Below are 14,136 nucleotides of genomic sequence, written 5' to 3'. Positions count from 1 at the left end.
ACCTCACCTGGCAGGTCACCGGCCCCTGCCCGAGCCGGGCCCGGTCCGCCCCCAACTGCAGGATGCGCTGGTAGTCCACCGACAGCGCCGACCAGGCCAGCCCTTCCCGCCACACGGGCACCTGTGACTTCGGCTTCGCCGCCTCCGCCGACCGCGGGACCGTTCCTGGCTGTCCTCCAGAGGTCGGCACACTCTCGTCGGCCCGGGCCCACTCCCGCCGTTCCCGCTCGGCCACGGCCAGTTCGGCCTGGATACGCTCTGCTTCCTCCCGCAGCTCGTCCACCCGACGGCGAGCACCCAGCTCGCGCTGTTCCAACAGTCCGACCACCGACGGCATCCACGCCCCACAGCAGCGACGACACGACAAGCCGTCACTCCCACGAGATCACCGAACCTATTCCCACACCAGCGAAAACGCAGTCCTCACGTCCGGAACGACAACAGCTTCTCAGTTGCACCAGGACTCGGTGAGGGACCTGTTCACGCAGGTGCTGCTGGTGTGCGCGAAGGCCGGGCCGGGACGGCTGGGCACGATAGCCATCGACGGCACCAAGATCGCGGCCAACGCATCCCGCTATGCGTCCTGCCGCCGCGAATGGCTGCAGGAACAGGCCGCCGCGATCACCGCCGGGGCCGCCGCTGCTGACGAGCCCGAGGACGCCACCTTCACAGCCCGAGCGAAAGACGCCGAGACACCACAGCAACTCCGAGACCGACAGGACCGCGAGCGCCGACTACGCAGGGCCTTGGAAGAGGTGCTCGCCGCGGAGGCAGCGCGCGGACTCGACGCCGGAGCGATCGCAGCCAAACACGAAGAATTCCTCGAGCGCACACGGCGCGGGGACAACACGGTAGGCACCCGTCCGGTGGGAGTGGACCCGGCGGCCTGTGCCGAAGCCCGGCTGCAGGCCGCTCACGATCGTCTGGCGTGTGAGAAGGCTGTCAAACGTGAGCAGATCGAAGCGATGCGAGAAAGGATCCGGCTCTTCGAGGCCGGCCACGGACCCACCCGATCTGCGGTTCGGCGGCCGGGACATCCGCGCCGGGGATATGCTGATCCTCGGGCTGGCCGGGGTGAACGCCGATCCGCAGGTGCTGCCCGAGGACGGCCGGCCGGTGGTCGGCAACCGTGCGCACCTCGCGTTGGGAGCGGGCCCGCACACCTGCCCGGCGGGGGATCCGGCCCGGCTGATCACCCGTACCGCCGTAGACACGCTGCGCCATCGGCTGCGCGATCTGGAGATCGTGGTACCGGAGGAGCAGCTTCCGTGGATCACTCGCCCTGGTCCAAGGGGCTGGCCCGGCTACCGGTCTCCGCGCCGCAGCTGGCCGCCAACGCCCCGCCCCGACCCCCGATTGACCCGAAGGAGACAGCTGATGACCGACGGACAATGCCCGGTACTGCACGACGCCCCCTCGCCTGACGCCCCGCACCGCCTGGACCCGGCCGGGGCCTGCCAGCACGCGGTCAATGAGGAACTGCGGGCCCGCGGGGCCGCGGTCCCGATCCTGCTGCCCGGTGACGTACCGGCGTACGCCATCACCCGCCACGAGGAGCTGAAGGACTTCGTCGGCCATCCCGACGTGGCCAAGAATGCCTGCCACTTCGCCGCCCTGCAGAACGGTGAACTCCCGCCCGACTGGCCGATGGGGACCCTCGCCACCATACGGGGCCTGGTCACCGCCGACGGCGATGACCACAAGCGGCTGCGGTCCCTGGTGACCCGGGCGTTCACCCCGCGCCGGGTGGAGGCGATGCGCCCGGTGGTCCACAAGCTGACCGGGACGCTGCTGGACCGGCTGGCCGCGGCGGCCGCCGCGGACCCGGACGGGGTGGCCGATCTGCGCCGCCACTTCGCGCTGCCGCTGCCACTGAGCGTGATCTGCCAGCTCCTGGGCGTCGACGCCGAATACCAGGACCGGCTGCACGAGCTGTCCAACGAGATCGTCTCCACGCAGATCACCCCCGAGCGGGCCCCGGCCGCCAACCGCGAGATGATGGCGGTACTCGGCCAGGTGGCCGCGGCCCGGCTGAAGGACCCCGGGGACGATCTGACCAGCGCCCTCATCGCCGCACGGGACGTCGGCGACGGGGACAGCGGGAAAGACGGGGAGGAGACCGGCGACCGGCTCAGCGAGGAGGAGCTGATCGGCACCCTGATGCTGACGATCATCGCCGGTCACGAGACCACGCTCAACCTGATCACCAACACCGTACGGGCGCTGTGCAACCACCGCGATCAGCTCGACCTGGTCCGCTCCGGGGCCGCGACCTGGGCCGATGCGGTCGAGGAGACGCTGCGGTACGACAGCCCGGTGAGCTTTTTCCCGTTCCGCTACCCCACCACCGACCTCACCGTGGGCGGCACCGTCATCCCGAAGGGTGCGCCGGTGCTCGTCTCGTACACCTCGGCCGGGCGCGACGAGCGGGCGTACGGCCAGGGCGCCGACCGCTTCGACGTCACCCGCCGGGCGCGCCATCTGTCGTTCGGCCATGGGGCACACTTCTGCCTGGGCGCCCCGCTGGCCCGCATGGAGGCGGTGATCGCCCTGGAGGGGCTCTTCACCCGCTTCCCGGACCTCGATCTGGCGGTCCCGGACGACCGGCTCGTGCCGCACGCCAGCTTCATCGGCAACAGTCCGGTGAAGCTGCCGATCACGCTCACGGGGCGCCCGTAGAGGGCTCACAGCCGGTGAGGCGGTGGTCGGAGTGCCACGTGGCGGGGTCGGACATGCGGGCCCTCCCCAGCCGCTTGTCGATCTCAGCTTGTCCTACCTTCTGAGCGTGGGTCCGAGCTGGTCATTCGTAAGATCGGCGGACCCGGGGGTTCTGGGTATGGCTGTGAGCTTGTCGCCGTTGGACGGCTCAAAGAACTTGGCCGCCCGGAGCCCCGCGACGACTCGACCGCTCATCGGGATACGCGACTCGACCGCTGTGTAGGACAACGTCGGCGAGGTCGTCTGCGGGATCGATGTGTGACGACGAGCTGGCGGAGGTGACCGTGCCCCAGGTCCGGGCCGGAGTGGACATCGGCAAGGAACACCGCCACTGCGTGGTGGTTGACGAGCGCGGCGAACGCCTCCTTTTCAACGAGCACCGACACGCAAGGGTGATCCGGAGCCTGGAGACATGGAGGCTTTCGGCACGGCCGACCGACTCGCGTCCTTCGCCGGCCTCTCACCCGTGCCGCGGGACTCCGGCCGCGTCAGCGGCAACATGCGTCGCCCGCGTCGCTACCACCGCGGCCTACTCCGTGCCTTCAACCTCTCCGCAATGGCCAGCCTGAGAACCTGCTCCGCCTCCCAGGCTTACTACGGGCGCAAGCGGAACGAGGAGAAGGGACACAAACAGGCCCTGCTGGCTTTGGCCCGCCGGCGGGCCAACGTCCTGTGGGCCGTGATTCGCGACCAAGCGTGCTACCAGGCACTACCAACCGTCACGGCGGTGGCTTGACATCGTCATTGGGAAGTTCATTTTCTTCCGGCCTCGAACGGTGTCTCGTACTGATTCGCTCACCTGAGGGTTTGCCGGACGTGGGGGCGGCCTTCGTCTGATCATGTGCTCCGACCAAGGTGCACGTGATCACGACGAAGGCCGTGAGGGTGAGTCTGCCAGGGCCCCGGCGTGTGCCCGGCTCGCCCCGCCTTGGAGTGGTTGATCGCAGCAGCGGGCCCCGGAAGCAGGTGAACACGGCACCTGGGGATCGTGGAGTTCCCTATGCTTCAAGATTCACGAAGGTGCCATGTTCGTCCCTCCATCATCTCCTGTAGCTGCTCCGCGCCTCACGCACCCTGCCGGGAGGCCCTCGGTGAGGCTGTCGCGCGGGTTCAAGTCCGTTGCCTGGTCGCCGAGTCCGAGTCGGTCACCGACCCGCGAGGGGCTTGCTGGGGGCGTTACCGGATCTCCTCACTGCTGGCCCTGATGGTCTGCGCGATGACTGCGGCGGGCCACGACTCGATCACCGCGGCAGCGGAGTGGTGCCGGCGTGCGACGCCGCAGGAGCTGGCCGCCTTCGGCCTGCCCTACCACCCGTTGCTGGGCCGCTGCCGAGTCCCGAGCGAGAAGACCCTGCGCAGTGTCCTGGGGCGTCTGGATCCCGGTGAGATCAGCGCGGCCGGCTACGACTGCCTCCGGACCTTGCTGTCCGCGCAGCCCTGTCGGCCGGATCCGGTGATGCCCGACGGTGGAATCGAGCGCGAACAGCGCCGGGCCCACCGGGCGGCCACCCGTGCCGAGCCAGTGCGGTCCAGGCGCCGGGCGATCGCGGTGGACGGCAAGTGCCTGCGCGGCGCGAAGCGACCGGACGGCAGCCGGGTTTTCGTGCTGTCCGCGGTCCGCCACGGCGACGGCGTCACGCTCGCCTCGCGCGAGATCGGCGTGAAGACCAACAAGATCCCCGAGCTCGCACCCCTGCTCGACCAGATCGACGACACGGATCTCGCAGGGACCGTCGTCACCGCCGACGCCCTCCACGCCCAACGCGACCACGCCACCTGTCTGCACGAACGTGGCGCCCACTACCGGCTGACCAGCAAGAACAATCAGCGGGGCCAGGCACGTCAACTCCATGCCCTGCCCTGGAAGGACATCCCCGTGATCCACCGCGACAACGCTCGAGGGCACGGCCGCCACGAGCAACGGATGGTCCAGGTCGCCACCGTCGCGGGCCTGCTCTTTCCGTACGCGGCCCAGGTCCTGCGGATCCAGCGCCGCCGCTGTCTCTACGGCGCGAAGAAGCGGTCTAGCGAGACCGTCTACGCCATCACCGGCCTGACTGCCGAAGAGGCGAACGCAGCCGAGATTGCATCACGGGCTCGCGGGCACTGGGCGGTGGAAAACACCGTTCACTGGGTCCGAGATGTTGTCTTCGAAGAGGACAAGTCCCCGGTCAGAACCCGCAACGCGCCCGCTGTACTCGCTGCAGTCAGTGACCTGATCCGCAGCGCACTCAAGCTCGCCGGATACGTCAACACCGCCGCCGGACACCGAGCCCATACCGACCGCCCCCGCGTCCTCACTCTCTACGGCATCACACGACCAAACCGGACGAGCCGGGTAAATGTTGGGGCCCTGGAAGAGGCCCAGCCGCGTATGATGAGTTTCAAATTAGCCGAATGATGCGTCAGAAATGGTTACACGATGACTACGGACAGCAGTCAGGCTACTGCGGGTGCATTCGAAAAGATCACCGTGCAGTTCGAAGACCTTGATGTGTACGGCATGGTTCACCACGGCAAGTACCCTCTGCTTTTCGAGCGTGCTTTCATGAGCTACTTGACTCGGATGGGGTACCCCTCAGATCCTGCTTCAGGAATTCGCGAGGGGATGGTTCAGGTTGTCCGATCCATGCAACTGACCTATGACATCCCCATCACGAAATTCGGAGAGATACATGTGCAGTTCTGGCTCGACCACGCAGGGGATACAAGTTTCACGCACAAGTTCGTTATTCTGTCTTCTGACCGCACGGTCGTCCATGCCAGTGGGACGCGAGGAATGGTGAACCTCGATGCACGCACACTGCGCCCGGCTCCACTGACCCCAGGTCTGCTGGAGTACAGCCGACCACTCATGTCGGACGATCTTCTAGTGGCGCTGGAGGCCAGGATGACACCGTCCGCTTCACCGAAGAGAGCCGCCCCTGGCGTGTAGCGCTTCAGTCAAAGCTCGCTATCGCTGCTGGTCAGTCACGGCAGTTGTAGTTCCGTCGCCTTCGCTGTTCAGCGGCTTGCCGGGGTGTGTGCGTGCACGGGTACGGCCACCGCGATCATGAACGTTTGTGATGACGTGTCAAGACACGGTGGCCGTAGAGGCCATGTTGGTCGAGCGGGGCCAGTCAATCCCCTGGTTGCGTAGAGACGTTGGTTATGCGGCCGGGCCTTCCTGATCGGTCCGGGCTCGCGCTTCCTGGATGATCCGTTCGAACTCGACGGGCGGTTTCCCGCCGGCCGCGCTGTGGCGCCGCCTCGTGTTGTAGAAGTCCGTGATCCACGTGGCGGTCTTCAGCCTCGCCTCGGCGCGGGTAGCGAAGGTGTGCCGGTGGATGTACTCGACTGAAGGTGTGGCCCGAGTCCGACAGGTACAGCGCGACGGCGTCCGCCTTGAACTCGGGAGAGTAGACCTTCATCACCATAAGAGATGCCTCCTACCCGGCCCCTGGCGGGGCCGGGCTCAGAGGTGTCCACCACTCGGGGACAGGTCCCGTCGTTCACCGAGCAGATACCGCAGATACCGGCCGGCGCGCGGATCACCATGCTGCTGCGCAGTGCCGCCGGGCGCCGGATACGCGACGCCGGATCCACCGTCATCCAGGCCGCCCGGGATCTGCACCTGTCCTGGCCGACCGTGATGGATGCCTTCCGCACGCAGGCCCGCGACGTCATCGAGGCGCCGCTGCCCGAAGTGGAAGTGCTGGGCATCGACGAGACACGGCGAGGACGACCGCGCTGGGAGCAAGACCTCCTCACAGAGAAGTGGCATCTGGTGCGAGACCGGTGGCACACCGGGTTCGTCGACGCCCAGGGCACCGGCGGCCTGCTCCTGGGCGTGGGCAAGATCGGCTTGGAGCGAAGCCTGAGTGACCTCGGAAGCTCGTGGTCCTACCGGTTCCAGCTCGGTGGTGTGGAAGGCCACTTCGTGTCTCTGGTGTTCCGGTCAGGTGACCGCCGTGAAGCCTCCGTCGACAGGCAAGATGGCGCCGTGTACGTGGACCGCATGAGGGGACACGAGGTAGGCGACTGCAGAGGCGACTTCGTCCGGGCTGGCGGGCCGACGAGCGGGGGCACGTTCGGCAAGGCTCTCGAAGAAACCGCGGGCGGGAGCGATCATGGGAGTCTCGGTGGTGCCGGGTGCAACCGCATTGACGCGCACGCCGTGCGGGCCGTATTCGGCGGCCCAACTGCGTGTCAGCTGGTCGATAGCGGCCTTGGTGGCGGCGTAGGCAGCCAAGCCGTCGATCCCGCGGCCACTGGCGATACTAGAGACGCTAACGATCGCTCCATCACCACGGGCGGCCATAGCCGGGGCGAGTTGACCGGTCAGCAGATACGGAACTTTGACGTTGATCCCGAAAATGTAGTCCAGCTGACTTTCTGCCGTCTCCGCAGTCGGACCGAGGATTCCTGTACCAGCACTGTGCACAAGGACATCGACATGGCCTCCGCCAATCTCGATCGCCCGCCGCGCCAGAGCGCCGACCGAGGCCTCGTCGTGCAGATCAGCAGCAGCAACATACGCCGTACCGCCCTCGGCTTCGATGTCCGCGACGACCTTCTCAGCCCTGGGCTGATCACGGCCGGAGACCACAACTACGAGACCGTCTCGCGCCAAACGGCGTGCCACAGCCCGTCCGATACCACTGGTCGCCCCAGTGACTAATGCAACACGACCGGTCACATCTTGCGAAGTCATCTCGCGCTCGATTCTTCGTACTTGGTAGATCCTGAGGTGCTTGAACTCTATCCAACCCCAACACCGTTGCGTTTGGGTCTTGAGTCGCAGGTCAAGCCCTGGTGAATGACGCAACGGGACGTCCTGATAGATCGACTTTGTTGTCGAGGCAAGGTGATCACCGGGAGTTTTGTTGCAGGAGAAGTCTGTCATCACGCGCACGGTCGAGGCCGCCGGGGGTCTGTACGCGCCCGGCCACTTGGGCGAGCTGACCCAGATCGTGGACTTCGTGCTGGTGGACACGGTGCTCGAGGAGACCGGGTCGCGTGAGAAGCGGCTGCGGCTGCTGCCGTCCCGGGTGGTGGTCTACTTCGTCCTCGCGCTGGCCCTGTTCGAGGACTGCTCCTGCTGGGGCGTGTGGGGCAAGCTGACGGCGGGGCTGGAGGGACTGCCGCTGGTGCGTCTCGCGGTCTCTTCGCTGTCCCGGGCCCGACGGCGGATAGGAGCGGCACCGCTGCGGCGACTGTTCGAGATCCTCGCCGGGCCCGTCGCCCACCTCGGTCGGTGGTCATCGCCTGCGCGTCGGTCCGTAATCCCCGGGTGCGCGGGAACCGTTCGCCGACGACGGCCGCGGCGGCCGCCCCTCGGGTGGGCGGGCAGCGCTGCAGACGGCGAACGGCCCGTGGATCCGTAGTGAGACAAGCACCTTCGCGGAGTGGTTCGGCCGTCGACTATGGGGTCCCAGGACCTCGATCAGCCGCTCGACGCGGAGGTGGTCGTCGCAGGTACTACGCCTTGCCGGGAGGAAGGACCCTTCGCTCATCCTCTGCGGTGAGGAGGCGGGCCAGGTGGTCGAGGTCCTGTCGGAGCAGCGAGACGATCCCGAGCGGGTTCGGTGTATCCGGGATACACCGGGCGTCCCGGGCCACCATCGCCACCGCGTTCTCCGCGAACTGCTCGGCCACCGGTTCGGCGGGGTGCGCCGGAGAGGGATGGAACCACCAGGCGACCCAGTTGCACATGCTGATGATCGACAGGGCGGTGATGCCTGCGTCGACGGGGCGGAAACGGCCGGCGGTGACCCCCTCCTCGATGACTTCCGTGATCTCGCGGAGGACGGCCCGTCGGCCCTCGAGGTGTTTCTTCGCGATCTCGCGGGGAGCGCCTGGTCGCTGCGGTCGAGCGCACGGAAGTGCGCCGGCTGTTCGGCGCGGCGCAGAACGAGGGTGTGAAGCGGGATTCCAACGGGTTGAACCGAGCTCTGCATACTCCCGTAGTACGTACAAGATGCGGGCCCCCGATGAACTCACCACGACAGCCCATTCATATCAAGTTAGGCGAAAACGGAGGGAAACGTGATGCAGGTAGGCGAGAGGTAGTAAATGGAGCAGAATCCTGAAAAGTCCTTGCAGAATAACGGTTCACCTCCGTCAATTCAAGGCTATCCACCAACTCGCCAGGAAGGGGCGGATTCCCGGGCATCTGAAGAGCCCCGATACTCATGGGCCAGTCGCCGAAATCATCAACACTTAAACCGTGTCCTATGTGGTGAGGCGGATGAGTCGTTTGTAGCAGCAGAGGGCGGCGGCGAGGCCGAGGAAGGCCAGGTAGTTGCGGGATTGGCGTTCGTACCGGTGGCTGAGTCTGCGGTAGCTGGTCAGCCACGACATGGTCCGCTCGATCACCCGACGACGACGCCCTAATCGTTCGCTGGATTCGATGCCTTTGCGGGCGATGCGCACGCCGATGCGTTTACGGCGAAGCCATTTTCGCAGGTCAGGGATGTCGTATGCCTTGTCTGCGTGCAGCTTGCCGGGCTGATAATGCCAGCCGTTCTCGGGGTCGTGTCTCGTGTGGAGACCGGCCACCATGGGCTTCAGTCCTTGACTGTCGTGGGTGTTGGCGGCGGAGAGGCCGACGACCAGGGGCAGTCCGGCCGCGTCCGACAGGATGTGCATCCTGGAACCGGGCTTACCCCGGTCCACGGGGCTCGGACCTGTGAGTTCGCCCCTTTTTTCGCCCGGACGTGCGCGGAGTCGAGGACCACGCGGGAGAGGTCGAGCAGGCCGCATTCGTGGATGCGGTCGACGACGGCCTCGTGCAACCGACCCCAGAGGCCGGCCCTGGACCAGATCACGAAGCGGCGGTGAGCGGTGGACTTCGAGATCCCGAAGCACGGCGGCAGAGCCCGCCAGGCACAGCCGCTCACCAGCACGTAGACGATCGCCGCGAACAGCGTCTCATCAGGCATGTCCCGCGTCCCGCCACCCTGTGCACGCACCTTCGACGGCGGGATCAACGGCTTCGCGATCTCCCACAGTCCGTCCGGAACAATCCAACTCCACGTATCCCGCCCCATGTACAACTCAACGAGCGATCACCACATAGGACACGGTCTAATACTGCAACGACACTCCGTGACGTCGTCTGCGTTTGTAATGGCTGATGCGGGCTCGGGCTTGGCTTCTTCTTCGCCATAGGGACCAGGTGATTATGTGCTGGGTACCGTGACGGACCGGGAGGGCGATGCGGTTGAAGAGCCGTCGGGCCTCATTCATGGTCACGGGTATAAGGGATGGATCACTTCCGGTTTCCGGATCCCCTTTTTTGCCTCTGCTCGCAGGATGGCGAGGAAGGCGAGGGCGGCCATGGAGAGGGTCATGTGCCGGTACCACGCGGTGTAGTCGCGGACCTGGTAGTGATCGAGTCCTGTTTCGTTCTTCGCGGTCTGGAAGCACTCCTCGACCATCCATCGCGCGCCGGCGATCCTCGCCAGTTCTCCAAGGGAAGTCCCCGCCGGGCAGAAGCAGATGTAGTAGGCGATGTCCGTGGAATCGGTGGGGCTGCGGCGAGCCAGTAGCCAGTGGTCCCACCCTGGGCGCCTCCAGGGCCGGATCGCGGCAGCGGCCCAGTCGTAGACCCTCGGACCGTGGGCACCGTCGCCACAGCTCAGAGGCTTCCATGCGTCGTCGGGAAGCTGGCTGATCAGTTTGTGGGCGCGTGCCTGGCCAAAGAATTCCATGGTCATGACCATTTGCGATTTCGGGACCGCGAGAACATGAGAGATGTCGTGTTCTTCCAGCCATAATCGGATCCGGCTTGTCTGACCGTAGAGTTCATCGGCGGTCACCCAGCCGAACGGGATACCGGATGCCGCAGCGCGTTGCAGGATGCGCAGGCCCAGATCCGGTTTGGTGGCGAACTCGACATGGTCTTCGATACCGGCTGCCCGACAGCGGTCACGGTCCGACGTCCAGCCCTTCGGGAGATACAGTTCGCGGTCGATCAGTGCCCGACCCCGGTCGGATCCGTATGTCAGGAAGACCCCGATCTGGGAATTCTCGATACGGCCGGCTGTCCCCGAATATTGCCGGCCCACACCCGCCGAGCGGACCCCCTTCTTCAGAAAACCCGTCTCGTCGAGGATCAGAATTCCCCGTGCAGGATCTCCGATGTGCTCCACAACAGCGTCGCGGACGTCGTCACGCAGGGCGTCGGCGTCCCACTGGTAGTGGTTCAGCAGGCGCTGCATCCCCTGAGGGCCGTCGTCCCCGGCGGCCTCCGCCAGGGTCCAGCCGTTCTTGCGTTCCGTCTCGTTGAGCAGTCCCCGCAGGTAGGACACCATCCGCCGCCGGGACTCCACCCTCCCGAAGCGGCCCGCGAACCGAGCCACGAAGCCATCGAACATTCCTGACCAAGCGTCAGTTATCTCGTTCCGCATACAACAACCAACGAGTCCACGCAGACGACGTCACGGAGTGTCGTTGCAGTACTAAGTCGGACTGGTCACCGGGTTTGGTGGCGGGACCGAACGGTCGCACGTGCGGTGCCGCCGCCAGTGGTACGCACGGTCTGGGCAGGCGGGAGGCCCTTGAGCCTGTGCGATCACGCGTGGATTTATCTGTTCGTTGAGGTTTGCCGCCTAGTCAACACCTCTGTGACTTACGCCACTTGACCCTCGGGCCGACTCTCGCGGGCAACCGACGGATCACTGTCCGTGCAGGCCAGGTGGGTGGTTGCGTTAGGTTGAATCTTGCTTCTTGTGCCCGTGCGCGTGCTCAGCGTGATTTTTCCTGGTGACATCGAAGCTCTGGACGGTGCAGGCGACTTGAGAGGTCACCCGCTCCAACCGGAGCTTCGTTGCGTACGGGACGGGACAGCCGGCAGACGTCACACCACCGTGACCTGCGACTTCGCACCAACATCAGGACTTTGAAACAGCCCTGGGCCCGGCGCTCCTCACCCGTCTCGACGGGATCGGCATCGGCGGGGTTGGATATTGTACAGGGATGTATCACTGGAACGAGCGTGGTCTGATCCCGACGCCCAGAGCCTGGCGGGAAGCGTTCATCGACTTGCACGGCGAGAGCCGGGTCACCCTTACGGATGCCGGCCCGTGGGCGGGCCAGCTGGAGTGGCAGCGTTCACGGTCGTACGGCATCGCGCTCTGCGGTAACGTCCGCGAGGAGTTCGTGCGGGAGCGGCGGCACATCCGGACAGACCCGCGCGGAGCGTTCGAGCTACTGGTGCCGACCGCCGGGAGCGCCCAGGTGGAGCAGGCCGCGGCCGCGGGCGAGATCCGGCCGGGCACTCTCGCGCTGTGCGACGTGGACCGCCCGTTTACCTTCACCCACGGCGAGGAATTTCAGTCGGTCGCGCTGATCGTCCCTGGTGAGGCGATCTACCGCCGTCATCCCGCCGCGGCCCGGGATCCGCAAGTCTTCGACGGCACCGTGGGGCTCGGCCGGCTGATCCGGCAGACGGTGCTCACCCTCCAACAGGAGCGGGAACACTTTTCCGAGGCAACCTTCGACATCGCATGCGACCAGTTGCTCGACCTGCTCTGCCTGGCCGCTGAAGGCGCCAGCGACTCGGCGCCGGCCGCCCAGCGAAGAGAGGTCGAGGCGCAGGTGAGGCAGTACATCCGCCGTCACGCTGCCGACCCCGACCTCTCCATCACCGGCATTGCCCGGGTCCTGGGTTGGTCGGCGCGATATCTGCAAGACGTGTTACAGGCTGCTGGCACCACCTCTCGCGACCTGATCCGCTCGGAGCGGCTGCGGCTGGCCCGGACCCGGTTGGCCAGTTCAGCCTGGGCCACCCGGTCGATCGCGCAGGTCGCGCACGCGTCCGGGTTCGCCAGCCACGCGTCGTTCGCCACCGCCTACCGCCGCCAGTTCGGCGTCACGCCCCGCGAGACCCGCGGCGACGGCCGCGGTGAGTCCTGAGCCAGGCCTCAGGCGAGGGCGCCGCCGTCGACACGAAGGGTGCTGCCGGTGATGTACGCGGCGTCCGGCCCGGCCAGGAACGCCACCACACCGGCGACCTCGTCGGCCTCGGCGTACCGGTGCATCGGGATGACCGCCTGAAGCATGAACTGGCCGCCCTCGGAATCCTTCGCCATGGCCATGTCGGTGTCGATGATGCCGCACTCGATCACGTTCACGTTGATCCCGCGCGCGGCGAAATCCTGGGCCCACCCGCGGGTGTATGCCGTGACCGCGGCCTTGGTCGCCGCGTAGTCGGACATGCCGGCTGCGAAGGTCTTGCTGGCAAGGCCGGACGACAGGTTCACGATCCGGCTGCCCTTGCGCATGTGCCGCACGGCCCGGTAGGTCGTGTCGGCGACACCGGTCAGGTTGATCGCGAGCTGCTGATCGCGTGTGGTGTCGGTGATCTCCCCGGGCCAGAAGACACCGGCGCTGTTGACCAGGATGTCGATCCGACCGAACTTCTCAGCGACCGCGTCCACCATGGCCGTCACCTGGGCGCGGTCGGCCTGGTCGGCCTGGATGTCCTCGGCGCGCACGCCCTGCGACCGCAGTTCCTCGACTACCGTCTTCGCCTTATCCGCCTGCGCGACATAGGTGATGACCACGTCCGCGCCCAGCGTAGCCAGCCGCCGGGCCGTCGCCGCACCGATCCCCCGGCTGCCCCCGGTCACCAGCGCCACCCTGCCCGACAGAATCTTCTCGATCACGAGCCAATCACTCCTTGCGAAATCTGCGCCTATCCGTGCCCGGTCAACACTCGCAGCCGGGACGCGCGCGGTCTTTCGCTGCGCCGCACAACGCTTGCGCCGCAGCGCATAGAAATCAGCGGCTGGTTATGTGGTGACCACACCCTGTCTGCTTTAGCTATGTCGATCCGGCCAGAGCGATGTTGTGCAGATGGGCGATCCCTGCTGCGGTGACCTTGAGGGTGCGGCTGGCGCGGCGGTAGTCGTGCAGGATTTTGTAGGTCTTGAGCCGGGCCAAGCAGTGTTCGACGCGGGCGCGGACGTTGCGGTGCCCGGCGTTGCAGTCCTGTTTCCAGGCGGTGAGTTCGCTGCCGTCGCGGGGTTTGCGGTACGGGATGATCACCCTCCACTTTCGCAGTTTTTGTAGGGGTCGCTCGGGTGGGTGTGACTGGTGGTGTGAGGTGATCCCCGCGGCGTGGACACGCCTGACAATGGATCTTGATGGTCCAGGAAGGTGTAGATCCACATGGCACGGCCCTCGAAGTACAGTCCGGAGTTCCGGTCCGACGCGATCGCGTTGTGGCGGGCCTCGGCGGGCAGGCGGACGTTCAAGGACGTCGCGGTCGATCTGAACGTGAACCCCGAGACGCTCCGTACCTGGGTGCGTGACGCCGACGGCAGCCCGGCCGTCAACAGTGCCTCGCAGGACATGGAGGGCGAACTGGCCCGGCTGCGGGCGGAGAACGCCCGGCTTCTGAAGAACGAGAAGGAATGGCAGCTGGAGCGG

General features: G+C 66.3%; 12 protein-coding genes and 5 pseudogenes. 8 read left to right on the top strand and 9 right to left on the bottom strand.

Annotation, left to right across the window (positions count from 1 at the left end; genetic code table 11):
* Positions 1 to 7: 7 nt before the first annotated feature.
* Positions 8 to 337 (bottom strand): annotated as a pseudogene (locus ACFTZC_RS36070) (hypothetical protein); the annotation flags it as partial.
* Positions 338 to 734: 397 nt separating this feature from the next.
* Positions 735 to 1,001, bottom strand: coding sequence for a hypothetical protein (locus ACFTZC_RS36065; protein WP_382897321.1), 267 nt, complete (start codon positions 999 to 1,001; stop codon positions 735 to 737).
* 376 nt (positions 1,002 to 1,377) lie between these two features.
* Here ACFTZC_RS36065 and ACFTZC_RS36060 point away from each other — a divergent pair, with 376 nt between their 5' ends.
* The 4 genes and pseudogenes from ACFTZC_RS36060 to ACFTZC_RS36045 all read left to right on the top strand — a co-directional run bounded on the left by ACFTZC_RS36060 (position 1,378) and on the right by ACFTZC_RS36045 (position 5,653).
* Complete coding sequence (locus tag ACFTZC_RS36060) at positions 1,378 to 2,679, top strand: cytochrome P450 (protein ID WP_382897446.1); 1,302 nt, start codon at positions 1,378 to 1,380, stop codon at positions 2,677 to 2,679.
* 445 nt (positions 2,680 to 3,124) lie between these two features.
* A pseudogene (locus tag ACFTZC_RS36055) lies at positions 3,125 to 3,454 on the top strand (IS110 family transposase); the annotation flags it as partial.
* Between the two features lie 289 nt (positions 3,455 to 3,743).
* Positions 3,744 to 5,035, top strand: a pseudogene (locus ACFTZC_RS36050) (ISAs1 family transposase); the annotation flags it as partial.
* Positions 5,036 to 5,140: 105 nt separating this feature from the next.
* On the top strand, positions 5,141 to 5,653 hold the full coding sequence (locus ACFTZC_RS36045; RefSeq protein ID WP_382897319.1) for an acyl-CoA thioesterase: 513 nt from the start codon (positions 5,141 to 5,143) through the stop codon (positions 5,651 to 5,653).
* Positions 5,654 to 5,866: 213 nt separating this feature from the next.
* Here the strand turns inward: ACFTZC_RS36045 and ACFTZC_RS36040 are convergent, their stop codons facing one another.
* A complete protein-coding gene (locus ACFTZC_RS36040; protein WP_382897444.1) occupies positions 5,867 to 6,046 on the bottom strand; it encodes an integrase core domain-containing protein in 180 nt (59 codons plus the stop codon).
* A 93-nt stretch (positions 6,047 to 6,139) separates the two neighbouring features.
* On the opposite strand from ACFTZC_RS36040, the pseudogene ACFTZC_RS36035 reads away from it, so the two are divergent.
* Positions 6,140 to 6,352 (top strand): annotated as a pseudogene (locus ACFTZC_RS36035) (transposase family protein); the annotation flags it as partial.
* 303 nt (positions 6,353 to 6,655) lie between these two features.
* Here the strand turns inward: ACFTZC_RS36035 and ACFTZC_RS36030 are convergent.
* On the bottom strand, positions 6,656 to 7,411 hold the full coding sequence (locus ACFTZC_RS36030) for an SDR family NAD(P)-dependent oxidoreductase (RefSeq protein WP_382897442.1): 756 nt from the start codon (positions 7,409 to 7,411) through the stop codon (positions 6,656 to 6,658).
* Between the two features lie 172 nt (positions 7,412 to 7,583).
* On the opposite strand from ACFTZC_RS36030, the gene ACFTZC_RS36025 reads away from it, so the two are divergent.
* On the top strand, positions 7,584 to 8,084 hold the full coding sequence (locus ACFTZC_RS36025) for a transposase domain-containing protein (RefSeq protein WP_382897315.1): 501 nt from the start codon (positions 7,584 to 7,586) through the stop codon (positions 8,082 to 8,084).
* Positions 8,085 to 8,178: 94 nt separating this feature from the next.
* On the opposite strand, the gene ACFTZC_RS36020 is transcribed toward ACFTZC_RS36025, so the two are convergent.
* From ACFTZC_RS36020 to ACFTZC_RS36010, 3 genes are all read right to left on the bottom strand, one after another.
* Entirely contained in the window at positions 8,179 to 8,700 is a 522-nt protein-coding gene (locus ACFTZC_RS36020) for a hypothetical protein (RefSeq protein ID WP_382897439.1), read from the bottom strand.
* A 231-nt stretch (positions 8,701 to 8,931) separates the two neighbouring features.
* Positions 8,932 to 9,749 (bottom strand): IS5 family transposase gene (locus ACFTZC_RS36015; protein WP_382897312.1). Its coding sequence is split into 2 segments (ribosomal slippage): positions 8,932 to 9,401 and positions 9,401 to 9,749, totalling 819 coding nucleotides; the frame shifts between segments, so codons are not numbered across the junction.
* A 201-nt stretch (positions 9,750 to 9,950) separates the two neighbouring features.
* Positions 9,951 to 11,111: an IS701 family transposase gene (locus ACFTZC_RS36010; protein ID WP_382897310.1), complete on the bottom strand. Its 1,161-nt coding sequence runs from the start codon at positions 11,109 to 11,111 to the stop codon at positions 9,951 to 9,953.
* 568 nt (positions 11,112 to 11,679) lie between these two features.
* Here ACFTZC_RS36010 and ACFTZC_RS36005 point away from each other — a divergent pair.
* Positions 11,680 to 12,618 carry an AraC family transcriptional regulator gene (locus ACFTZC_RS36005; RefSeq protein ID WP_382897307.1) on the top strand — a complete coding sequence of 313 codons (939 nt, stop codon included), beginning with the start codon at positions 11,680 to 11,682 and terminating at the stop codon, positions 12,616 to 12,618.
* An 8-nt stretch (positions 12,619 to 12,626) separates the two neighbouring features.
* Here the strand turns inward: ACFTZC_RS36005 and ACFTZC_RS36000 are convergent, their stop codons facing one another.
* Together ACFTZC_RS36000 and ACFTZC_RS35995 are read right to left on the bottom strand one after the other, a co-directional pair.
* A complete protein-coding gene (locus ACFTZC_RS36000; protein ID WP_382897304.1) occupies positions 12,627 to 13,370 on the bottom strand; it encodes an SDR family NAD(P)-dependent oxidoreductase in 744 nt (247 codons plus the stop codon).
* A gap of 157 nt (positions 13,371 to 13,527) precedes the next feature.
* A pseudogene (locus tag ACFTZC_RS35995) lies at positions 13,528 to 13,752 on the bottom strand (transposase family protein); the annotation flags it as partial.
* 123 nt (positions 13,753 to 13,875) lie between these two features.
* Here ACFTZC_RS35995 and ACFTZC_RS35990 point away from each other — a divergent pair.
* Positions 13,876 to 14,136 (top strand): transposase (locus ACFTZC_RS35990; protein WP_382897301.1); only part of this gene is annotated, 261 nt, incomplete at its 3' end.

The sequence above is a fragment of the Streptomyces sp. NPDC056987 genome, assembly GCF_042673865.1.
GTDB lineage: Bacteria > Actinomycetota > Actinomycetes > Streptomycetales > Streptomycetaceae > Streptomyces.
Note: the sequence above shows the minus strand (reverse complement) of the source record. Positions and strands in the feature narration are given on the sequence as shown.